Source organism: Bacillus pfraonensis (assembly GCF_050768835.1).
In the GTDB taxonomy this organism is placed as follows: domain Bacteria; phylum Bacillota; class Bacilli; order Bacillales; family Bacillaceae_G; genus Bacillus_A; species Bacillus_A pfraonensis.
This window is the reverse complement of the sequence record NZ_JAHCDO010000023.1, coordinates 17,523-40,095: the sequence shown is the minus strand read 5'-3', so window position 1 is coordinate 40,095 and position 22,573 is coordinate 17,523. Positions and strand designations below refer to the sequence as shown.

Genomic DNA, 22,573 nt, shown 5'->3' with positions numbered 1-22,573 from the left:
GAAGCGGAATTTTTTTCTGTGACTATATGCCTCCATGTCTACAATTGGGCATGGAGGTTTTTTAGTGCACTTTCGGTACATCTTCTATATAATCTACAGGAGGTGTAATAACATGAGCAAAGCAATCGAAACTAAACAACAAGTTGTGACTGAAATCGCTGATAAACTTCGCGAAAGTAAATCTACAATCGTTGTTGACTACCGTGGTTTAACGGTATCTGAAGCAACTGAATTACGTAAAAACTTACGTGAGGCTGGCGTTGAGTTCAAAGTTTACAAAAACTCTTTAACTCGTCGTGCTGCAGAATCTGTTGAAATGGCTGAGTTGAACGAATTCTTAACAGGACCAAACGCAATCGCGTTCAGTAACGAGGATGTAGTTGCTCCTGCGAAAGTATTAAACGACTTCGCTAAAGATCATGAAGCTTTAGAAATTAAAGCGGGCGTAATCGAAGGTAAACTTGTAACACTTGATGAGGTTAAAGCTATCGCTACTCTTCCATCACGTGAAGGCTTACTTTCTATGCTTCTTAGCGTTCTTCAAGCTCCAATCCGTAACCTTGCACTTGCTACTAAAGCAGTTGCAGATCAAAAGGAAGAGCAAGGCGCTTAATTTTTTAAAAGATAATTACGTGTTATCGATAAAACAATACAAACCTATTTAAGGGAGGATATTTACAATGACTAAAGAACAAATCATTGAAGCAGTTAAATCTATGACTGTATTAGAACTTAACGACTTAGTAAAAGCTATCGAGGAAGAATTCGGCGTAACTGCTGCTGCTCCTGTAGCTGTTGTTGGTGGCGCTGGTGAAGCTGCTGCTGAGAAAACTGAATTTGATGTTGAACTAGCTAGCGCTGGTGGACAAAAAATCAAAGTTATCAAAGTTGTTCGTGAAATCACTGGTCTTGGCTTAAAAGAAGCTAAAGAATTAGTTGACAACACTCCAAAAGTAATCAAAGAAGGCGCTTCTAAAGAAGAAGCTGAAGAAATCAAAGCTAAACTTGAAGAAGTTGGCGCTGCTGTAGAAGTTAAGTAATTAACTTTTGAGGCTTTAAAAAAGCTCGCTCTCATGCGAGCTTTTTTTTTAACTGTAAAGAAAAGAGGTGGCCATATGGCAGACCATTATTTTTCTAACGACCCTTCGAGCAAAAGTGATCGTAAACGATGGGAATATACATTGCGAGGATCTCGATTTGTTTTTTTATCTGACCATGGGGTGTTTTCGAAAAACGAGGTAGACTTTGGTTCTCGTCTTTTAATTGAATCGTTTCAAATGCCAGATGTTAAAGGTGATATATTAGATGTTGGGTGTGGATACGGACCAATCGGGTTGTCGTTAGCGAAAGAGTTTCAAGGGTGTAGTGTTCATATGGTGGATGTGAATGAAAGGGCGCTTGGGCTTGCAAAGGAAAATGCCGCTAATAATAAAATAGATAACGTTCGTATTTTTCAAAGTAGCGTCTATGAAAATGTAGATGGCAAGTATGCTGCTATTCTATCTAATCCTCCAATTCGTGCTGGTAAACATATCGTGCATGAAATTTTAGAAAAAGCTGTGGATCATCTAGTGCCGGGTGGGGAGCTTTGGATTGTTATTCAGAAGAAGCAAGGTGCACCATCAGCGCTTAAAAAACTAGAAGAATCATTTTCTGAAGTTGAGGTTGTAGAAAAGAAAAAAGGATATTATATCATAAAATCAAAAAAACGTTGACGGTTATTTTTGGCTATGTTAACATTATACAATGCCAATATATGATTTTCTGCGTTGAGAAAGATGTATATTTTTGTTTCTCTTGGAAAAGATAGTAAAATCAGCAGATTATGAAACAGAATGATGGTTTTCTTATAGAAGCCATTTTTCTTTTTTGAGCAGGTAGAAAGACTCAACGTATCTATCTTTGAGAGAAAAAGCTACGCTACTAGCGTTAGCTGTATTTATTTGTGATTTTGCACAAATTTTTTTGTGCATTTATAATACTCATGATTTGAGGGGTGAAGCAGTTGACAGGTCAACTAGTTCAATACGGACGCCACCGCCAACGAAGAAGTTATGCCCGTATTAGTGAAGTATTAGAGTTACCAAATCTTATCGAAATTCAAACCTCTTCTTATCAGTGGTTTCTTGATGAGGGTTTGCGAGAAATGTTCCAAGACATTTCTCCGATTGAAGACTTTACGGGAAATCTATCGCTTGAATTTATCGACTACAGCTTAGGTGAACCTAAATACTCTGTGGAAGAATGTAAAGAGCGTGATGTGACGTATGCAGCACCACTTCGTGTGAAAGTTCGTCTAATCAATAAGGAAACTGGTGAAGTAAAAGAACAAGATGTGTTCATGGGAGATTTCCCACTCATGACAGAGACAGGAACATTCGTAATTAACGGTGCAGAACGTGTTATCGTTTCCCAGTTAGTTCGCTCTCCAAGCGTATACTATAGTGGCAAAGTGGATAAAAACGGAAAACGTGGTTTTACTGCTACTGTAATTCCAAACCGCGGAGCTTGGTTAGAGTATGAAACAGATGCTAAGGATGTTGTCTATGTGCGTATCGACCGTACGCGTAAACTTCCTGTAACTGTTTTGTTACGCGCATTAGGGTTTGGCTCTGATCAAGAAATCACCGAGCTTTTAGGTGATAACGAATACTTAAGCAATACGCTAGAAAAAGACAACACAGATAGTACAGAAAAAGCATTGCTTGAAATTTATGAGCGTCTACGCCCGGGTGAACCACCAACAGTAGAAAATGCGAAAAGCTTGCTTGTTTCTCGCTTCTTTGATCCAAAGCGCTACGATTTAGCAAATGTAGGTCGCTACAAGATCAACAAAAAATTACACATTAAAAACAGATTGTTTAACCAACGCTTAGCTGAAACATTAGTAGATCCAGAAACTGGAGAGATTTTAGCGGCAGAAGGAACAGTCTTAGACCGTCGTACATTAGATCGCATTTTACCTTACTTAGAGAAAAACATTGGATTCAAGACAGCGAAACCAATGGGTGGAGTGGTAGAAGGCGATGTTGAGCTGCAATCTATTAAGATTTATGCTCCAGAGTCAGACGGTGAACGTTCTATCAATGTAATTGGGAATGCAAACATCACTCGTGACGTAAAACACATCACGCCAGGTGATATCCTTGCGTCTATTAGCTACTTCTTTAACTTACTATACAAAGTAGGGGATACAGATGATATTGACCATTTAGGAAATCGTCGTCTGCGTTCTGTAGGAGAGTTATTACAAAACCAATTCCGTATCGGTCTTTCTCGTATGGAACGTGTTGTTCGTGAGAGAATGTCGATTCAAGATACAAATGCAATTACGCCGCAAGCGTTAATTAACATTCGTCCGGTGATTGCATCTATTAAAGAGTTCTTCGGAAGTTCTCAGTTATCTCAGTTCATGGACCAAACAAACCCATTAGCAGAGTTAACGCACAAACGAAGACTATCTGCATTAGGACCTGGTGGTTTAACGCGTGAGCGCGCAGGATTTGAAGTACGTGACGTTCACTATTCTCACTATGGTCGTATGTGTCCAATCGAAACGCCAGAGGGACCAAACATCGGTTTGATCAACTCACTATCTTCGTTCGCGAAAGTAAATGAGTTTGGTTTCATCGAAACACCATACCGTCGTGTTGATCCAGAGACTGGTCGTGTAACGGGCCATGTTGATTACTTAACAGCAGATGAAGAAGATAATTATGTTGTAGCCCAAGCGAATATGAAATTATCTGAAGAAGGGGAATTCCTTGATGAAGATATCGTAGCTCGTTTCCGTGGTGAAAACATTGTTACAAATAGAGAGCGCATCGACTACATGGATGTATCTCCAAAGCAAGTAGTGTCTGCAGCGACAGCTTGTATTCCGTTCTTAGAAAACGATGACTCCAACCGTGCACTTATGGGTGCAAACATGCAACGTCAGGCGGTTCCATTAATGAATCCGGAATCTCCAATTGTAGGTACAGGTATGGAGTACGTATCAGCAAAAGACTCAGGTGCTGCAGTAATCTGTAAACACCCTGGTGTTGTTGAACGCGTAGAAGCACGTGAAGTTTGGGTACGCCGTTATGTAGAAGTTGACGGTCAAAAAGTAAAAGGCGATTTAGATCGCTACAAAATGTTGAAATTCATTCGTTCTAACCAAGGAACTTGTTACAACCAACGCCCAATCGTAAGTGTTGGAGATCAAGTTGTAAAAGGTGAAATCCTTGCGGATGGTCCTTCTATGGAAAAAGGTGAGCTAGCACTTGGACGTAACGTGCTTGTTGGCTTTATGACATGGGACGGTTATAACTACGAGGATGCGATCATTATGAGTGAGCGCCTTGTAAAAGATGATGTGTACACTTCTATCCATATTGAAGAATATGAATCAGAAGCTCGTGATACGAAGCTTGGACCAGAAGAAATTACACGTGATATCCCGAACGTTGGGGAAGATGCACTTCGCAACCTTGACGAGCGCGGTATTATTCGCATCGGTGCTGAAGTAAAAGACGGAGACCTACTTGTTGGTAAAGTAACGCCAAAAGGTGTAACAGAATTAACAGCAGAAGAACGTTTATTACACGCAATCTTCGGTGAGAAAGCGCGTGAAGTACGTGATACATCACTACGTGTACCACACGGTGGTGGCGGTATTATCTTAGACGTAAAAGTATTCAACCGTGAAGATGGCGATGAATTGCCACCAGGTGTGAACCAACTTGTACGTGCATATATCGTTCAAAAACGTAAAATTTCTGAAGGTGACAAGATGGCCGGTCGTCACGGTAACAAAGGTGTTATCTCTCGTATTTTACCGGAAGAAGATATGCCATACTTACCAGACGGTACACCAATCGATATCATGTTGAACCCATTAGGGGTACCATCTCGTATGAATATCGGTCAGGTACTAGAGCTTCATCTTGGTATGGCAGCAAGATACCTTGGTATCCATGTTGCAACACCAGTATTCGATGGTGCTCGTGAGGAAGATGTATGGGGCACAATTGAGGAAGCTGGTATGGCGAATGACGCGAAAACAATCCTGTATGATGGACGTACTGGTGAACCATTCGACAACCGTGTATCTGTTGGTGTCATGTATATGATTAAACTTGCGCACATGGTTGACGATAAACTTCATGCTCGTTCTACTGGACCATACTCACTTGTAACGCAACAACCTCTTGGAGGTAAAGCACAATTCGGTGGACAACGTTTCGGTGAGATGGAGGTTTGGGCACTTGAAGCTTATGGTGCTGCTTATACTCTTCAAGAAATCTTAACTGTGAAGTCGGATGATGTTGTTGGCCGTGTTAAGACGTACGAAGCGATTGTTAAAGGCGAAAATGTTCCAGAACCAGGCGTTCCAGAGTCATTCAAAGTATTGATTAAAGAACTACAAAGCTTAGGTATGGACGTTAAAATGATGTCTAGCGACGATACAGAAATTGAAATGCGTGATACGGAAGATGATGATGATCATCAATCAGCAGACAAATTAAGTATCGAAGTTGAGACAACTAAGGAATAATTGGGATAACCTGTAGACTAAAAGGGAGGTAGGCCCCTTGATAGATGTAAATAACTTTGAATATATGAAGATTGGACTTGCTTCGCCTGACAAGATTCGTTCTTGGTCATACGGTGAAGTTAAGAAACCAGAAACAATTAACTATCGTACGTTAAAGCCTGAAAAAGATGGCTTGTTCTGTGAGCGTATTTTCGGACCACAAAAGGACTGGGAATGTCATTGCGGAAAATATAAACGTGTACGTTATAAAGGTGTAGTTTGTGATCGATGTGGCGTTGAAGTAACGCGTGCGAAAGTACGTCGTGAACGTATGGGTCATATCGAATTAGCTGCTCCTGTATCTCATATTTGGTATTTCAAAGGTATCCCGAGCCGCATGGGACTTGTCTTAGACATGTCCCCTCGCGCGCTTGAAGAAGTAATTTATTTCGCTTCTTATGTTGTAACAGAAAGTGGAGATACACCACTTGATAAGAAGCAATTGCTTTCTGAAAAAGAATACCGTGCATATCGTGACCGATATGGCAGCACATTCCAAGCTGCTATGGGCGCAGAAGCGATTAAGAAGCTATTACAAGACATCGATTTAGATAAAGAAGTAGACTTCTTAAAAGAAGAATTAAAAACAGCACAAGGACAACGTCGTACTCGTGCTATTAAACGTCTAGAGGTATTAGAAGCATTCCGTAACTCTGGAAATGAGCCATCTTGGATGATCTTAGATGTTCTTCCAGTTATTCCACCAGAACTACGCCCAATGGTACAGTTGGATGGTGGACGTTTTGCGACTTCTGACTTAAACGATTTATATCGTCGTGTAATTAACCGTAACAACCGTTTAAAACGTCTATTGGACTTAGGTGCACCAAGTATCATCGTTCAAAACGAAAAACGTATGTTACAAGAAGCTGTAGACGCATTAATCGATAATGGTCGTCGTGGCCGTCCAGTTACTGGACCGGGTAACCGTCCGTTAAAATCACTATCTCACATGCTAAAAGGTAAACAAGGACGTTTCCGTCAAAACTTATTAGGTAAACGTGTTGACTACTCTGGTCGTTCCGTTATCGTTGTAGGACCGAACTTAAAAATGTACCAATGTGGATTACCAAAAGAGATGGCACTTGAATTGTTCAAACCTTTCGTTATGAAAGATTTAGTGGAAAAAGGATTAGCACACAACATTAAGAGTGCGAAACGTAAAATCGAGCGTGTACAACCTGAAGTTTGGGATGTTTTAGAATCTGTAATTAAAGAACACCCAGTACTTCTAAACCGCGCTCCAACGCTTCACCGTCTTGGTATCCAAGCGTTCGAACCTACATTAGTAGAAGGACGCGCAATCCGTCTTCATCCACTTGTATGTACTGCATACAACGCGGACTTTGATGGTGACCAAATGGCGGTTCACGTTCCGTTATCATCAGAAGCGCAAGCAGAAGCTCGTCTTCTTATGTTAGCAGCACAAAACATCTTGAACCCGAAAGATGGAAAACCAGTTGTTACACCATCTCAGGATATGGTATTAGGTAACTATTACTTAACACTTGAGCGTGAGGGCGCAATTGGTGAAGGTATGGTGTTCAAAGATGCAAATGAAGCATTGCTTGCATATCAAAATGGATATGTACATCTTCATACTCGTGTCGCTGTTGCTGCAAATTCAGTGAACAACAACGAAACATTTACTGAAGAGCAAAAAGGTAAGCTTCTATTAACAACAGTTGGTAAATTAATATTTAACGAAATCTTACCGAAGTCGTTCCCATATATTAACGAACCAACAAATTCAAACCTTGAAAAAGAAACACCAGCGAAATACTTCGTTGAAAAAGGTGCGAACATTAAAGAAATTATTGCTAGTCGCGAAGAAGTGGCACCATTTAGCAAGAAAATCCTTGGTAACATCATTGCGGAAGTGTTTAAACGTTTCCAAATTACAGAAACGTCTCGCATGCTTGACCGTATGAAGAACTTAGGATTCAAATATTCTACAAAAGCTGGTATTACAGTTGGGGTAGCAGATATTCTTGTATTAGGTGAAAAGGATGAGATTCTCCACGAAGCACAAGCAAAAGTAGATAAAGTAATTAAACAATTCCGTCGCGGTTTAATCACGGAAGAAGAACGTTACGATCGCGTTATCTCTATTTGGAGTAATGCAAAAGATGTTATCCAAGGAAAACTGATGAAATCCTTGAATAAACGCAACCCAATCTTCATGATGAGTGACTCTGGTGCCCGTGGTAACGCATCGAACTTCACTCAGCTTGCTGGTATGCGTGGTCTGATGGCCAACCCATCTGGTCGTATCATTGAACTTCCAATCAAGTCAAGTTTCCGTGAAGGTTTAACAGTACTTGAATACTTCATCTCTACGCATGGTGCGCGTAAAGGTCTTGCTGATACAGCGCTTAAGACAGCCGATTCTGGTTACTTAACACGTCGTCTTGTAGACGTTGCACAAGATGTTATCGTTCGTGAAGACGATTGTGGAACAGATCGTGGCTTATTAATCGGTGCGATTAAAGAGGGTAATGAAGTAATCGAGTCATTATATGATCGTCTTGTAGGACGTTTTGCAAGAAAGACTGTAAAACACCCTGAAACAGGTGAAGTATTAGTTCGTGAAAATGAATTAATTACGGAAGATATCGCTCATGTCGTTGAAAACTCAGGTGTGGAAACAGTACACATCCGTTCAGCGTTCACATGTAACACGCGCCACGGCGTATGTAAGAAATGTTACGGTCGTAACTTAGCTACTGGTACAGACGTAGAAGTAGGGGAAGCGGTAGGAATTATCGCAGCTCAATCTATCGGTGAGCCAGGTACACAGTTAACGATGCGTACGTTCCATACAGGTGGGGTTGCCGGAGACGATATTACGCAAGGTTTACCTCGTATCCAAGAGATCTTCGAAGCTCGTAATCCGAAAGGTCAGGCAGTTATCAGTGAAATCGACGGTGTTATCGCGGCGATTAACGATGTTAAAGATCGCCAAGAGGTAGTTGTACAGAATGAGGTTGAAACTCGTACTTACGCAATTCCTTACGGTGCTCGTCTGAAAGTAGTTCCAGGACAGTCAATTGGTCACGGAAAAGAGTTAACAGAAGGTTCTATTGATCCGAAAGAATTACTAAAAGTAACGGACATTACAGCAGTTCAAGAATACTTACTACGTGAAGTTCAAAAAGTATACCGTATGCAAGGGGTAGAAATTGGCGACAAACACGTAGAGGTAATGGTTCGCCAAATGCTTCGTAAAGTTCGTGTAATTGATGCTGGTGAAACAGATGTATTACCAGGAACATTATTGGATATCCATCAGTTTACTGATGCGAATGCAAAAGTGTTGTTAACAGGTAAACAACCTGCAACAGCAAGACCAGTACTTCTTGGTATTACAAAAGCTTCACTTGAAACAGATTCATTCTTATCTGCAGCGTCGTTCCAAGAAACAACTCGCGTTCTAACAGATGCAGCAATTAAAGGCAAACGCGATGAACTTCTAGGATTGAAAGAAAATGTTATTATCGGTAAACTTGTTCCAGCTGGAACAGGTATGAATCGTTATCGCAAAGTGGATCTTGTTAAAACAGCGCAAGATGGCATGAATGTGGAAAACGATGAAGTTTACGTGGAACAGTAAAATTTTCCGTCGTAAAATTTGTATAAAAACAGATAATCCTAGTTGACATTGTGCGAGTCAAAATGTTACTATAAGCAAGGTTGCTCCTGAACGATGCTTTGGAGGATATGTATATGTCTTATCAAAAAGTATCAAATGCTGAAAATGTGGTCGTTGGTCATAAACGAACATTGGAAGCAATCAAAAATGGTACAGTTAAAGAAGTTGTCATTGCAGAAGATGCTGACATGCGCTTAACCCATGTTATCACTCGCACTGCTTTGCAACATAACGTGCCCATAACCAAAGTTGAGTCGATTCGTAAGCTTGGAAAAGTTTCGGGGATTCAAGTGGGAGCTTCAGCAATAGGAATAATAAGTTAAAACTGTTTTTGTGAGGAGAGAGCACCTGCTCTCCCTTGCAAAAACTTTGTTTTCAACTAATAATGAACCACCTGGATATGTGGTCATACAAACATGCGAAGGGAGGATAACTCAAATGCCTACTATTAACCAATTAGTGAGAAAAGGTCGTACTGATAAAGTATGGAAATCTAAATCACCTGCGTTAAACAAAGGTTTCAACTCTTTAAAGAAAAAATCAACTGATATCTCTGCACCTCAAAAACGTGGTGTATGTACTCGTGTTGGTACAATGACTCCAAAGAAACCAAACTCAGCTTTACGTAAATATGCTCGTGTACGTTTAACAAATGGTATCGAGGTAACTGCATACATCCCAGGTATCGGTCATAACTTACAAGAACACAGCGTAGTATTAATTCGCGGTGGTCGTGTAAAAGACTTACCAGGGGTACGTTACCACATCGTTCGTGGTGCGCTTGACACAGCTGGTGTTGACAAGCGTATGCAAGGCCGTTCTAAATACGGTACTAAAAAACCAAAAGCAGCTAAGAAATAATAAAACTGAACTGAAAGGAGGAACTCAATATGCCTCGTAAAGGACCTGTTGCGAAACGTGACGTGTTACCAGATCCAATGTACAATTCTAAACTAGTAACACGCCTAATCAACAAAATGATGGTTGACGGTAAAAAAGGTAAATCTCAAACAATTCTTTATAATGCGTTCGATATCGTTAGCGAACGTACTGGTAAAGAACCAATGGAAGTATTCGAGCAAGCTCTTAAGAACATCATGCCTGTTCTTGAAGTACGCGCTCGTCGTGTTGGTGGTGCTAACTACCAAGTTCCAGTTGAGGTTCGTCCAGAACGCCGTACAACTTTAGGTCTTCGTTGGTTAGTAAACTATGCTCGTCTTCGTGGTGAAAAAACTATGGAAGAGCGTCTTGCTAACGAAATCTTAGATGCAGCTAACAACGCTGGTGCATCTGTTAAGAAACGCGAAGACACTCATAAAATGGCAGAAGCTAACAAAGCATTTGCTCATTACCGTTGGTAGGATTCAACGTAAAATAAATGTAAGCATAAACCGCTTTATTTGTCGCTTATGGAAGTGTGGAGAGGGAGAATGCCTCTCCCTTTCAATGGGCGCTCGTTTTACATAATGAGGGTACTGGACATACTGACATATGTAACAAAATAAAGTGGCTTTTTTGCTACTTAAAATAAAAAATCCAATCCATATATGGAAGGAGCAAGACACCAAATGGCAAGAGAGTTCTCTTTAGAAAACACTCGTAATATTGGTATCATGGCTCACATCGATGCTGGTAAAACAACAGCAACTGAGCGTATCTTGTACTACACAGGGCGTATTCATAAAATCGGTGAAACTCACGAAGGTGCATCACAGATGGACTGGATGGAGCAAGAGCAAGAGCGTGGTATCACAATTACTTCTGCTGCAACTACAGCACAATGGAAAGGTCACCGTGTAAACATCATTGACACTCCAGGACACGTAGACTTCACAGTAGAAGTAGAACGTTCTCTACGCGTACTTGATGGCGCGGTAGCAGTACTTGACGCACAATCTGGTGTAGAACCACAAACAGAAACTGTTTGGCGTCAGGCTACTACTTACGGCGTACCTCGTATCGTATTCGTTAATAAAATGGATAAAATCGGTGCAGACTTCTTATACTCTGTAGGAACAATCCACGATCGTTTACAAGCAAACGCACATCCAATTCAGTTACCAATCGGTGCTGAAGATGAGTTCAATGGTATCATTGACCTTGTTGAAGAATGTGCTTACATGTACGGTAACGATTTAGGAACAGATATTCAACGTATCGAAATTCCTGAAGAGCATAAAGAACTAGCTGAAGAATACCGTGGAAAACTTATTGAAGCGGTAGCTGAGCTTGATGAAGAAATGATGATGAAGTACCTAGAAGGTGAAGAAATCACTGTAGAAGAGCTTAAAGCTGGTATCCGTAAGGCTACAACTTCTGTAGAATTCTTCCCAGTAATCTGTGGTTCTGCATTCAAAAACAAAGGTGTTCAAATTCTGTTAGATGCAGTTATCGACTACCTACCATCTCCATTAGATGTACCTGCTATTAAAGGTACTCTTCCGGATACAGATGAAGAAGTAGAACGTAAGTCTAGCGATGAAGAGCCATTCTCAGCTCTAGCATTCAAAATCATGACTGACCCTTATGTTGGTAAGTTAACGTTCTTCCGTGTGTACTCTGGTGTGTTAAACTCTGGATCATACGTGAAAAACTCAACTAAAGGTAAGCGTGAGCGTGTAGGACGTATCCTACAAATGCACGCTAACAGCCGTGAAGAGATCTCAACAGTTTACGCTGGTGATATCGCTGCTGCTGTAGGTTTAAAAGATACTACTACTGGTGATACTCTTTGTGACGAGAAGAGCCTTGTTATCCTTGAGTCTATGGAATTCCCAGAGCCAGTTATCTCTGTAGCTATCGAGCCAAAATCTAAAGCTGACCAAGATAAAATGGGTACAGCATTATCTAAGCTTTCTGAAGAAGATCCAACATTCCGTGCTCACACTGACCAAGAAACTGGCCAAACAATCATCGCTGGTATGGGTGAACTTCACCTTGATATCATCGTTGACCGTATGCGCCGTGAATTCAAAGTAGAAGCAAATGTTGGTGCACCTCAGGTAGCATACCGTGAAACTTTCCGCTCTGCTGCGAAAGTTGAAGGTAAGTTCGCACGTCAATCTGGTGGTCGTGGACAATTCGGTCACGTTTGGATTGAGTTCGAGCCTAACGAAGAAGGTAAAGGATTCGAATTCGAAAACAAGATCGTCGGTGGTGTAGTTCCACGTGAATACATCCCAGCTGTAGGAGCAGGTCTTGAAGATGCGCTTAAAAATGGTGTACTTGCTGGATACCCAGTAGTAGACATTAAAGCTGCATTAGTTGACGGATCTTACCATGATGTTGACTCCTCTGAGATGGCGTTCAAAATCGCTGCATCTATGGCACTTAAAGCTGCGGTTTCTAAATGTAACCCAGTAATTCTTGAGCCGATGATGAAAGTTGAAGTTGTAATTCCTGAAGAGTACATGGGTGACATTATGGGTGACGTAACATCTCGTCGTGGACGTGTAGAAGGTATGGAAGCTCGCGGTAACGCACAAGTTGTTCGCGCTATGGTTCCACTTTCTGAAATGTTCGGTTATGCAACGTCATTACGTTCTAACACGCAAGGACGCGGAACATTCTCTATGGTATTTGACCATTATGAAGAAGTACCAAAGTCTGTTTCTGAAGAAATTATCAAAAAAAATAAAGGTGAATAATTGATTTTTATCGATTGTTCAAGTATAACTACTTATGTAAGCTTAGAAAGTGGGACTTAAGTTTCACTTTCTAGTCTAAATATAAAATAACCTATATAACTTAAGGAGGAATTTAGAATGGCTAAAGCTAAATTCGAACGTTCTAAACCCCATGTTAACATCGGTACTATCGGCCACGTTGACCATGGTAAAACTACATTAACTGCTGCGATCACTACAGTTCTTGCAAAAGCTGGTGGTGCTGAAGCACGCGGATACGATCAAATCGATGCTGCTCCAGAAGAAAGAGAGCGCGGTATCACAATCTCAACTGCACACGTTGAGTACGAAACTGAAACTCGTCACTATGCACACGTTGACTGCCCAGGTCACGCTGACTATGTTAAAAACATGATCACTGGTGCTGCTCAAATGGACGGTGGTATCTTAGTAGTATCTGCTGCTGATGGCCCAATGCCTCAAACTCGTGAGCACATCCTTCTTTCTCGTCAAGTAGGTGTACCTTACATCGTTGTATTCTTAAACAAATGCGACATGGTAGACGACGAAGAATTATTAGAATTAGTAGAAATGGAAGTTCGCGATCTATTATCTGAATACGACTTCCCAGGCGATGATATCCCTGTAGTTAAAGGTTCTGCTCTTAAAGCTCTTGAAGGAGAAGCTGAGTGGGAAGAAAAAATCATCGAATTAATGGCTGAAGTTGATTCTTACATCCCAACTCCAGAACGTGACACTGACAAACCATTCTTAATGCCGATCGAGGACGTATTCTCTATCACAGGTCGTGGTACAGTTGCTACTGGTCGTGTAGAGCGTGGAGTAGTTAAAGTTGGTGACGTAGTAGAAATCATCGGTCTTGCTGAAGAGAACGCTTCTACAACTGTAACAGGTGTTGAAATGTTCCGTAAGCTTCTTGACCAAGCTCAAGCTGGTGACAACATCGGTGCTCTACTTCGTGGGGTTTCTCGTGAAGACATCCAACGTGGACAAGTTCTTGCTAAAACTGGCTCTGTAAAAGCTCACGCTAAATTCAAAGCTGAAGTTTACGTTTTATCTAAAGAAGAAGGTGGACGTCACACTCCATTCTTCGCTAACTACCGTCCACAATTCTACTTCCGTACAACTGACGTAACTGGAATCATCCAATTACCAGAAGGTACTGAAATGGTAATGCCTGGCGACAACATCGAAATGACTGTTGAACTTATCGCTCCAATCGCAGTTGAAGAGGGAACTAAGTTCTCTATCCGTGAAGGCGGACGTACTGTAGGTGCTGGTGTAGTTGCTACAATCATCGCTGAGTAATCTTTAAATAGATTATTAAAAACTCAAGGGGTCTTCCCTTGAGTTTTTTGTTTTATAAAAATTGATATTTTATATTTTTGAACGAGTTTCTTCTATAATATATAAATCTGCAAAACAAAACATCCATAAACTGTAAAATCAATTACTACAGATGAAAACTTGAAATTCTTTAAAGTGCCATGTATAATAGCAAAAGTAGAGAAAAGCAGATGCAAACAAAAAGATGCTTGCATCTAGACGAATAACATTGTATAATAGACAATGTTGGTCTTTGACTGCGATGAAGTGGAAGGTTGCTGACACACCCGGCCGCTTTGCCATGGCATGGTGTGAGGAAATTTCCATGGAGAAGGTCTATTTAAGAAATAGGCGAACGAAGGAGGGAAAATAATGGCAAAAGAAAAAATTCGTATCCGTTTAAAAGCTTACGATCACCGTATTCTTGATCAGTCAGCTGAGAAAATTGTAGAAACAGCTAAGCGTTCTGGGGCAACAGTTTCTGGTCCGATCCCATTACCAACTGAAAAAACTGTTTACACAATTCTTCGTGCTGTTCATAAGTACAAAGATTCTCGTGAGCAATTCGAAATGCGCACGCACAAACGTCTAATCGACATCGTGAGCCCTACTCCGCAAACAGTAGACTCATTAATGCGTTTAGATTTACCATCTGGTGTAGATATCGAAATCAAACTATAATTCATATAACTTAAAAAATGTAGGAGGTGTAACTCATGACCAAAGGAATCTTAGGAAGAAAGATCGGTATGACTCAAGTATTTGCTGAAAACGGTGAGCTAATCCCTGTAACAGTAATCGCTGCGACTCCAAACGTTGTTCTTCAAAAGAAAACAACTGAAACTGATGGCTACAATGCAATTCAGTTAGGGTTCGACGACAAACGTGAAAAATTAGCTAACAAACCTGAACAAGGTCACGTTGCTAAAGCATCTACTGCTCCTAAGCGCTTCATTCGCGAAATCCGCGATGCAGACGTGGACGGACTAGAGGTTGGTCAAGAGGTAAAAGTTGAAGTTTTCACTGCAGGTGAAATCGTAGACGTAACAGGAATTTCTAAAGGTAAAGGTTTCCAAGGTGCTATTAAACGCCACGGACAATCTCGCGGACCTATGTCTCACGGTTCTCGTTATCACCGTCGTCCTGGTTCAATGGGCCCAGTTGCTCCGAACCGTGTATTCAAAGGCAAAAAACTTGCTGGACGTATGGGTGGAGACCAAGTTACGGTTCAAAACTTAGAAATCGTTCAAGTTGACGCTGAGCGCAACTTATTATTAGTAAAAGGTAACGTTCCAGGTGCTAAGAAATCTCTTGTAGTTGTTCAAGGCGCTGTGAAGGCTAGCAAATAATTCACAATAGGAAGGAGGAATTCCAATGCCAAAAGTTACTGTATATAACCAAACTGGTTCACAGGTTGGTGAAATCGAATTAGCTGAAGCTATTTTCGGTATCGAACCAAATGAAGCTGTACTTTTTGAAGCTGTAATGATGCAACGTGCATCTTTACGTCAAGGTACACACAAAGTAAAAAATCGCTCTGAAGTGCGCGGTGGAGGTCGTAAACCATGGCGTCAAAAAGGAACTGGACGTGCTCGTCAAGGTTCTATCCGCTCTCCTCAATGGCGTGGTGGTGGTACGGTATTCGGACCTACACCAAGAAGCTATGCTTACAAACTTCCTAAGAAAGTTCGTCGCTTAGCAATCAAATCTGCATTAGCTACTAAAGTAGTTGAGAACAACGTTGTAGTTCTTGAAGACTTAGTGTTAAATGCACCAAAAACAAAAGACATGGTAGCAGTACTTAAAGGATTAGCTGTTGAGAAGAAAGCTCTTATCGTAACTGCTGATGCAAACGAGTCTGTAGAGTTATCTGCTCGCAACATTCCTGGAGTAACAGTAATCACTGCTGATGGCGTAAACGTTTTAGACGTGCTTCATCATGATAAGCTAATCATGACAAAAGCGGCAGTGGAAAAAGTAGAGGAGGTGCTTGCATAATGAGAGATCCTCGTGATATCATTAAGCGCCCAGTTATCACTGAACGTTCTATGGAAATGATGGCTGAAAAAAAATACACGTTCGATGTGGACGTTAAATCTAATAAAACAGAAGTTAAAGATGCTGTAGAAGCGATCTTTGATGTTAAAGTAGAGAAAGTAAACATCATGAACTACAAGCCGAAAGCAAAACGCGTTGGTCGTCACGCTGGTTTTACTAGCCGTCGTCGTAAAGCGATCGTTAAGCTAACTGCTGACAGCAAAGAAATCGAAATCTTCCAAGGTGTTTAATTCTTACTAAAGAAGGAGGGAAATTGAGATGGCAATTAAAAAGTATAATCCAACTACTAATGGTCGTCGTAACATGACTACGAATGATTTCGCTGAAATTACGACTGACAGACCGGAAAAGTCTTTACTTGCACCTTTAAGCAAAAAGGCTGGTCGTAATAACCAAGGTAAAATCACTGTACGTCACCAAGGTGGCGGACATAAGCGTCAATACCGTATCATCGACTTTAAACGTAACAAAGATGGAATTCCAGGACGCGTTGCTACGATCGAATACGATCCAAACCGCTCTGCGAATATCGCATTAATTAACTACGTTGACGGTGAAAAACGTTACATTCTTGCTCCTAAAAACTTAGAAGTAGGTATGGAAATTATGTCTGGCGCTGATGCTGACATTAAAATTGGTAACGCATTACCATTAATCAACATTCCAGTAGGTACTGTTGTTCATAACATCGAACTTAAACCAGGTCGTGGTGGACAATTAGTTCGTTCTGCTGGTACATCTGCTCAAGTACTTGGTAAAGAAGGTAAATACGTACTTGTACGTTTAACTTCTGGTGAAGTTCGCTTAGTATTATCTGCTTGTCGTGCTACTGTAGGTCAAGTTGGTAACGAATCACACGAACTTATCAAGATTGGTAAAGCAGGTCGTTCTCGTTGGTTAGGTAAACGCCCAACAGTTCGTGGTTCTGTAATGAACCCAGTTGATCACCCACACGGTGGTGGTGAAGGTCGTTCACCAATCGGACGTAAGTCTCCAATGTCTCCATGGGGTAAACCAACTCTTGGATTCAAGACTCGTAAGAAAAACAAAGCGTCTGATAAATTCATCGTTCGTCGTCGTAAAAAATAATGGGGTTGTAGTACGGTTCACTTCTGGAACCGTACGGCAATCACGAAGGGAGGCACCAAAATGGCTCGTAGCTTAAAAAAAGGACCATTTGTCGATGATCACTTAATGAGTAAAGTTGCAAAGTTAAACGAAACTGAGCAAAAGCAAGTTGTTAAAACTTGGTCTCGTCGTTCAACAATCTTCCCTCAGTTCATCGGTCACACAATCGCTGTATATGACGGTCGTAAACACGTACCTGTATACATCACTGAGGACATGGTTGGCCACAAGTTAGGTGAATTCGCACCAACTCGTACGTATAAAGGTCATGATGCTGACGATAAGAAAACTAGAAGATAATGAGAGGAGGCACTTCAATGCAAGCTAAAGCAGTAGCGAGAACAGTTCGTATTGCTCCTCGTAAAGTTCGCCTAGTAGTAGACTTAATCCGAGGTAAGCAAGTGGGTGAAGCGATCGCTATCCTTAACCACACGCCAAAAACTGCTTCTCCAGTTGTAGAGAAAGTTTTAAAATCTGCAATCGCAAACGCAGAGCATAACTACGAAATGGATGTAAACAACTTAGTTGTAGAGAAAGTTTTCGTTGACGAAGGTCCAACGTTAAAACGTTTCCGTCCACGTGCAATGGGTCGTGCAAGCCAAATTAACAAACGCACAAGCCACATCACAGTTGTGGTATCAGAAAAGAAGGAGGGATAATCGATGGGTCAAAAGGTTAATCCAGTCGGTCTTCGTGTCGGTGTTATTCGTGATTGGGAATCTCGCTGGTTCGCTGAGAAAGATTACGCTACACTTCTTCATGAAGACATCAAAATTCGTGAATACATCACAGCTCGCTTAAAAGATTCTTCTGTTTCTAAAGTAGAAATCGAGCGTGCAGCAAATCGTGTAAATGTTACAATTCACACTGCAAAACCTGGTATGGTAATTGGTAAAGGTGGTACAGAAGTTGAAGCACTTCGTAAAGCTCTTAACCAATTAACAGGCAAGCGTGTACACATCAACATCTTAGAAGTTAAGAGAGCTGATCTTGACGCTAAATTAGTAGCGGAAAATATCGCTCGTCAATTAGAAAACCGTGTATCTTTCCGTCGTGCACAAAAGCAAGTTATTCAACGTGCTATGCGCGCAGGTGCTAAAGGTATTAAAACACAGGTTTCTGGTCGTCTTGGCGGAGCAGATATCGCTCGTGCAGAATCTTACAGTGAAGGAACTGTTCCACTTCATACACTTCGCGCTGATATTGACTATGCAACAGCTGAAGCTGATACAACATACGGTAAATTAGGCGTAAAAGTATGGATCTACCGTGGAGAAGTCCTTCCTACAAAAAAGAAAGCTTCTGAGGAAGGAGGAAAATAATATGTTAATGCCTAAACGCGTAAAATATCGTAGAGAGCATCGTGGTAAAATGCGTGGTCGTGCAAAAGGTGGTACTGAAGTTGCTTTTGGCGAATTCGGTCTTCAAGCACAAGATGCTTCATGGATCACTAACCGTCAAATCGAAGCAGCTCGTCGTGCAATGACTCGTTACATGAAACGTGGCGGTAAAGTTTGGATTAAAATTTTCCCTTCTAAACCTTACACTGCAAAACCTCTAGAAGTACGTATGGGTTCCGGTAAAGGGGCACCAGAAGGCTGGGTAGCAGTAGTAAAACCTGGGAAAGTTATGTTTGAAATCGCGGGTGTATCTGAAGAGGTAGCACGCGAAGCATTACGTCTTGCAGCTCACAAGTTACCTGTGAAATGTAAATTCGTAAAACGTGAAGAAAATGGTGGTGAATCTAATGAAAACTAATGATATTCGTGAATTAACCACTGCCGAAATCGAAACAAAAGTTAAAGCGTTAAAGGAAGAGTTGTTTAACCTTCGCTTCCAGCTTGCTACAGGACAATTAGAGAATCCAACACGCATCCGTGAAGTGCGTAAAGCGATCGCTCGTATGAAAACTGTAGTTCGTGAAAGAGAGATCGGAATTAATCGATAAATTGAGGGGAGGTTTGCAAAGTGAGCGAACGTAACCAACGCAAAGTTTATACTGGTCGTGTTGTATCTGACAAAATGGACAAAACGATTACAGTTTTAGTTGAAACTTACAAAACTCATTCCTTGTACGGAAAGCGCGTTAAGTATTCTAAGAAGTACAAAGCGCATGATGAGCAAAACCAAGCAAAAGTTGGCGATATCGTAAAAATCATGGAAACTCGCCCGCTTTCTGCTACTAAGCGTTTCCGTTTAGTTGAAATCGTTGAAGAAGCGGTTATTATCTAAATAGACGAATCGGAATTTTAAGTCCGAAGGGAGGTTTCATAACATGATCCAACAAGAATCTCGTTTGAAAGTTGCTGACAACTCTGGTGCACGTGAACTTTTAACAATTAAGGTATTAGGCGGCTCTGGTCGTAAATATGCTAACATCGGTGATATTATCGTTGCTACGGTAAAACAAGCAACACCAGGTGGCGTTGTTAAAAAAGGTGACGTTGTTAAAGCAGTAGTAGTACGTACGAAGAGCGGTGCTCGTCGTCCAGATGGTTCTTACATCCGTTTTGATGAAAACGCAGCTGTTATCATTAAAGATGACAAGAGCCCACGCGGTACTCGTATCTTCGGACCAGTAGCTCGTGAACTACGTGATAGCAACTTCATGAAGATCGTTTCTTTAGCTCCAGAAGTTCTATAATTTAAGGTATTGCCTTGCTAAGGAGGTGCAGAATTAAGATGCATGTAAAAAAAGGTGATAAAGTACAGGTAATCACTGGTAAAGACAAAGGAAAACAAGGTGTTATCCTAGTTGCTTTCCCAAAACAAAACCGTGTTATCGTTGAGGGTGTTAACATCGTTAAGAAGCACTCTAAGCCATCTCAATTAAATCCACAAGGTGGAATTATCACGAAAGAAGCACCTATCCACGTTTCTAATGTTATGCCATTAGATCCGAAAACTGGTGAACCTACTCGTGTAGGCTACAAAGTGGAAGATGGTAAAAAAGTTCGTATTGCAAAAAAATCTGGTGAATTATTAGATAAATAATTTTCTTAAGAAAGGAGGTCACTTCATTGAATCGCCTTAAAGAGAAGTTCCAAAAGGAAATTACTCCTGCTCTAATGAGCAAGTTTAACTATAAATCTGTAATGCAAGTACCGAAGATCGAAAAGATCGTTATCAACACTGGTGTTGGTGATGCGGTAGCAAACTCTAAAGCATTAGACAATGCTGTAGAAGAATTAACTCAAATCGCAGGTCAAAAACCTGTAATCACTCGTGCTAAGAAATCTATCGCTGGTTTCCGTCTACGTGAAGGTATGCCAATCGGAGCGAAAGTTACTTTACGCGGTGAGCAAATGTATGAGTTCTTCGACAAATTAGTATCTGTTTCTTTACCACGTGTACGTGATTTCCGTGGTGTATCTAAGAAATCTTTCGATGGTCGTGGTAACTATACATTAGGTGTTAAAGAGCAACTTATCTTCCCTGAGATTGATTATGATAAAGTAAGCAAAGTCCGCGGTATGGACATCGTAATCGTTACTACAGCGAACACTGATGAAGAAGCTCGTGAACTTTTAACACAATTCGGTATGCCATTCCAAAAATAATGGAAGCCAACGCTAAGTAGAGGAGGCGAAAACGTGGCTAAAAAATCTATGATTGCGAAACAAAAGCGTACTCCTAAGTTTAAAGTACAAGAGTATACACGTTGCGAGCGCTGCGGTCGTCCGCATTCTGTATACCGCAAATTTAAACTTTGCCGTATTTGTTTCCGTGAACTTGCATATAAAGGTCAAATTCCTGGTGTTAAAAAAGCTAGTTGGTAAAACCCACAAATGGGAAGGAGGTAAAACACATGGTGATGACAGATCCAATTGCAGATATGCTTACTCGCATCCGTAATGCGAACATGGTACGTCATGAGAAATTAGAGGTTCCTGCTTCTAAAATCAAAAAAGAGATCGCTGAACTTTTAAAACGTGAAGGTTTCATTCGTGATGTAGAATACATCGAGGATAACAAACAAGGTATCCTTCGTATTTTCCTGAAATATGGTGCAAACAATGAACGTGTAATCACTGGATTAAAACGTATCAGTAAGCCTGGCTTACGCGTTTACGCAAAAGCTGACGAAGTACCACGTGTACTTAACGGATTAGGTATCGCTCTTGTTTCTACATCTAAGGGAGTAATGACGGACAAAGACGCTCGTCAATTACAAACTGGTGGAGAAGTAGTAGCATACGTTTGGTAATTAATATTGAAACGAACGGAGGTGTGACAACATGTCTCGTATTGGTAAAAAGATTCTTGAAATCCCTGCAGGTGTTACTATCACAGTAGCAGAAAACAATACTGTAACAGTAAAAGGACCTAAAGGTGAATTAACTCGTACATTCAATGCTGATATGTCTATCAAAATTGAAGAAAACATCCTAACAGTAGAGCGTCCATCTGAACAGAAGGAACACCGTGCATTACACGGTACAACTCGTGCTTTACTAGGTAACATGGTTGAAGGTGTAACTACAGGTTTCGCTCGCGGACTTGAATTAATCGGGGTTGGTTACCGTGCTCAAAAACAAGGTAACAAACTTGTATTAAACGTAGGTTACTCTCATCCAGTTGAAATGACTCCTGAAGCGGGTCTTGAAGTTGAAGTTCCTGCTCCAACTAAGATCGTGATTAAAGGTATCGATAAGCAACGTGTTGGCGAATTCGCTGCTAACGTTCGTGCTGTACGTGCTCCAGAACCTTACAAAGGTAAAGGAATTCGTTACGAAGGTGAAGTTGTTCGTCGTAAAGAAGGTAAAACTGCTAAGTAAGCCCGTTAGGTGAAAGAAAGGAGTGACAAGAATGATCACTAAAGCTGATAAAAATGCGACTCGTAAGAAAAGACATGCACGTGTACGTGCTAAACTTACTGGTACTGCAGAGCGTCCACGTTTAAACGTGTTCCGTTCTAACCAACACATTTACGCTCAAGTTATTGATGATGTGAATGGTGTAACATTAGTAAGTGCATCTACTCTTGATAAAGACCTTGCTCTTAACGGTACAGGCAACACTGAAGCTGCTACGAAAGTTGGCGAATTAGTTGCTAAGCGTGCTGTAGAGAAGGGTGTTAAAGAAGTAGTATTTGATCGCGGTGGTTACTTATACCATGGCCGTGTTAAAGCTCTAGCTGAAGCTGCTCGTGAGGCTGGATTACAATTTTAATGGTCAAAGGAG

At 41.0% G+C, this 22,573-nt stretch carries 28 protein-coding genes and 1 other annotated feature (1 of these 29 running past the window's edge); all 28 genes read left to right on the top strand.

The window, feature by feature from the left end:
- Positions 1–72, top strand: a sequence feature (ribosomal protein L10 leader region); it begins 72 nt to the left of the window's first position.
- Positions 73–112: 40 nt separating this feature from the next.
- The 28 genes from rplJ (at position 113) to rplR (ending at position 22,561) form a co-directional block, all read left to right on the top strand.
- Positions 113–613 (top strand): 50S ribosomal protein L10, encoded by a 501-nt coding sequence (gene rplJ / locus KFD70_RS20965; protein ID WP_017150118.1) that lies wholly within the window; start codon positions 113–115, stop codon positions 611–613.
- Between the two features lie 67 nt (positions 614–680).
- Positions 681–1,040, top strand: a complete 360-nt coding sequence (gene rplL / locus KFD70_RS20960; RefSeq protein WP_336453922.1) for a 50S ribosomal protein L7/L12 — start codon at positions 681–683, stop codon at positions 1,038–1,040.
- A gap of 75 nt (positions 1,041–1,115) precedes the next feature.
- Positions 1,116–1,715, top strand: a complete 600-nt coding sequence (locus tag KFD70_RS20955; RefSeq protein ID WP_336453923.1) for a class I SAM-dependent methyltransferase — start codon at positions 1,116–1,118, stop codon at positions 1,713–1,715.
- Positions 1,716–2,005: 290 nt separating this feature from the next.
- Positions 2,006–5,539 carry a DNA-directed RNA polymerase subunit beta gene (rpoB, locus tag KFD70_RS20950; protein ID WP_336453924.1) on the top strand — a complete coding sequence of 1,178 codons (3,534 nt, stop codon included), beginning with the start codon at positions 2,006–2,008 and terminating at the stop codon, positions 5,537–5,539.
- Between the two features lie 37 nt (positions 5,540–5,576).
- Positions 5,577–9,191, top strand: a complete 3,615-nt coding sequence (gene rpoC / locus KFD70_RS20945; protein ID WP_336453925.1) for a DNA-directed RNA polymerase subunit beta' — start codon at positions 5,577–5,579, stop codon at positions 9,189–9,191.
- A gap of 113 nt (positions 9,192–9,304) precedes the next feature.
- A complete protein-coding gene (locus KFD70_RS20940; RefSeq protein ID WP_336453926.1) occupies positions 9,305–9,553 on the top strand; it encodes a ribosomal L7Ae/L30e/S12e/Gadd45 family protein in 249 nt (82 codons plus the stop codon).
- A 115-nt stretch (positions 9,554–9,668) separates the two neighbouring features.
- The gene (rpsL, locus tag KFD70_RS20935; RefSeq protein ID WP_011983241.1) at positions 9,669–10,091 is read left to right on the top strand and encodes a 30S ribosomal protein S12; all 423 of its coding nucleotides are present in this window, start codon (positions 9,669–9,671) and stop codon (positions 10,089–10,091) included.
- 29 nt (positions 10,092–10,120) lie between these two features.
- Positions 10,121–10,591, top strand: a complete 471-nt coding sequence (gene rpsG / locus KFD70_RS20930) for a 30S ribosomal protein S7 (RefSeq protein WP_001137493.1) — start codon at positions 10,121–10,123, stop codon at positions 10,589–10,591.
- Between the two features lie 207 nt (positions 10,592–10,798).
- The gene (fusA, locus tag KFD70_RS20925; protein ID WP_336453927.1) at positions 10,799–12,877 is read left to right on the top strand and encodes an elongation factor G; all 2,079 of its coding nucleotides are present in this window, start codon (positions 10,799–10,801) and stop codon (positions 12,875–12,877) included.
- A gap of 117 nt (positions 12,878–12,994) precedes the next feature.
- Complete coding sequence (tuf, locus tag KFD70_RS20920; RefSeq protein WP_336453928.1) at positions 12,995–14,185, top strand: elongation factor Tu; 1,191 nt, start codon at positions 12,995–12,997, stop codon at positions 14,183–14,185.
- A gap of 390 nt (positions 14,186–14,575) precedes the next feature.
- Positions 14,576–14,884, top strand: coding sequence for a 30S ribosomal protein S10 (rpsJ, locus tag KFD70_RS20915; protein ID WP_001040596.1), 309 nt, complete (start codon positions 14,576–14,578; stop codon positions 14,882–14,884).
- Positions 14,885–14,919: 35 nt separating this feature from the next.
- Positions 14,920–15,552: a 50S ribosomal protein L3 gene (gene rplC, locus KFD70_RS20910; RefSeq protein ID WP_336453929.1), complete on the top strand. Its 633-nt coding sequence runs from the start codon at positions 14,920–14,922 to the stop codon at positions 15,550–15,552.
- Positions 15,553–15,577: 25 nt separating this feature from the next.
- The gene (gene rplD, locus KFD70_RS20905) at positions 15,578–16,201 is read left to right on the top strand and encodes a 50S ribosomal protein L4 (protein ID WP_336453930.1); all 624 of its coding nucleotides are present in this window, start codon (positions 15,578–15,580) and stop codon (positions 16,199–16,201) included.
- Positions 16,201–16,491, top strand: coding sequence for a 50S ribosomal protein L23 (rplW, locus tag KFD70_RS20900; RefSeq protein WP_174102825.1), 291 nt, complete (start codon positions 16,201–16,203; stop codon positions 16,489–16,491). Before rplD ends, rplW begins: the two co-directional genes overlap by 1 nt.
- Positions 16,492–16,519: 28 nt before the next feature.
- The gene (rplB, locus tag KFD70_RS20895; RefSeq protein WP_026593168.1) at positions 16,520–17,350 is read left to right on the top strand and encodes a 50S ribosomal protein L2; all 831 of its coding nucleotides are present in this window, start codon (positions 16,520–16,522) and stop codon (positions 17,348–17,350) included.
- 60 nt (positions 17,351–17,410) lie between these two features.
- Positions 17,411–17,689, top strand: coding sequence for a 30S ribosomal protein S19 (rpsS, locus tag KFD70_RS20890; RefSeq protein WP_336453931.1), 279 nt, complete (start codon positions 17,411–17,413; stop codon positions 17,687–17,689).
- Positions 17,690–17,706: 17 nt separating this feature from the next.
- Complete coding sequence (gene rplV, locus KFD70_RS20885; protein ID WP_011983250.1) at positions 17,707–18,048, top strand: 50S ribosomal protein L22; 342 nt, start codon at positions 17,707–17,709, stop codon at positions 18,046–18,048.
- Between the two features lie 3 nt (positions 18,049–18,051).
- The gene (rpsC, locus tag KFD70_RS20880) at positions 18,052–18,711 is read left to right on the top strand and encodes a 30S ribosomal protein S3 (RefSeq protein ID WP_336453932.1); all 660 of its coding nucleotides are present in this window, start codon (positions 18,052–18,054) and stop codon (positions 18,709–18,711) included.
- A 1-nt stretch (position 18,712) separates the two neighbouring features.
- Positions 18,713–19,147 carry a 50S ribosomal protein L16 gene (rplP, locus tag KFD70_RS20875; RefSeq protein WP_336453933.1) on the top strand — a complete coding sequence of 145 codons (435 nt, stop codon included), beginning with the start codon at positions 18,713–18,715 and terminating at the stop codon, positions 19,145–19,147.
- A complete protein-coding gene (gene rpmC, locus KFD70_RS20870; protein WP_000855718.1) occupies positions 19,137–19,337 on the top strand; it encodes a 50S ribosomal protein L29 in 201 nt (66 codons plus the stop codon). The genes rplP and rpmC overlap by 11 nt, the downstream gene beginning before the upstream one ends.
- Positions 19,338–19,357: 20 nt before the next feature.
- Complete coding sequence (rpsQ, locus tag KFD70_RS20865) at positions 19,358–19,621, top strand: 30S ribosomal protein S17 (protein ID WP_011983253.1); 264 nt, start codon at positions 19,358–19,360, stop codon at positions 19,619–19,621.
- A 43-nt stretch (positions 19,622–19,664) separates the two neighbouring features.
- Positions 19,665–20,033: a 50S ribosomal protein L14 gene (gene rplN / locus KFD70_RS20860; protein WP_011983254.1), complete on the top strand. Its 369-nt coding sequence runs from the start codon at positions 19,665–19,667 to the stop codon at positions 20,031–20,033.
- 38 nt (positions 20,034–20,071) lie between these two features.
- Entirely contained in the window at positions 20,072–20,383 is a 312-nt protein-coding gene (gene rplX / locus KFD70_RS20855; RefSeq protein WP_026593170.1) for a 50S ribosomal protein L24, read from the top strand.
- A 26-nt stretch (positions 20,384–20,409) separates the two neighbouring features.
- Positions 20,410–20,949 carry a 50S ribosomal protein L5 gene (gene rplE / locus KFD70_RS20850; protein WP_017150134.1) on the top strand — a complete coding sequence of 180 codons (540 nt, stop codon included), beginning with the start codon at positions 20,410–20,412 and terminating at the stop codon, positions 20,947–20,949.
- 33 nt (positions 20,950–20,982) lie between these two features.
- Positions 20,983–21,168: a 30S ribosomal protein S14 gene (rpsN, locus tag KFD70_RS20845; protein WP_001085700.1), complete on the top strand. Its 186-nt coding sequence runs from the start codon at positions 20,983–20,985 to the stop codon at positions 21,166–21,168.
- 29 nt (positions 21,169–21,197) lie between these two features.
- Positions 21,198–21,596 carry a 30S ribosomal protein S8 gene (gene rpsH / locus KFD70_RS20840; protein ID WP_000245511.1) on the top strand — a complete coding sequence of 133 codons (399 nt, stop codon included), beginning with the start codon at positions 21,198–21,200 and terminating at the stop codon, positions 21,594–21,596.
- A 31-nt stretch (positions 21,597–21,627) separates the two neighbouring features.
- Positions 21,628–22,167, top strand: coding sequence for a 50S ribosomal protein L6 (gene rplF / locus KFD70_RS20835; protein WP_336453934.1), 540 nt, complete (start codon positions 21,628–21,630; stop codon positions 22,165–22,167).
- 31 nt (positions 22,168–22,198) lie between these two features.
- On the top strand, positions 22,199–22,561 hold the full coding sequence (rplR, locus tag KFD70_RS20830) for a 50S ribosomal protein L18 (protein ID WP_017150136.1): 363 nt from the start codon (positions 22,199–22,201) through the stop codon (positions 22,559–22,561).
- The last annotated feature ends 12 nt before the right edge of the window (positions 22,562–22,573 follow it).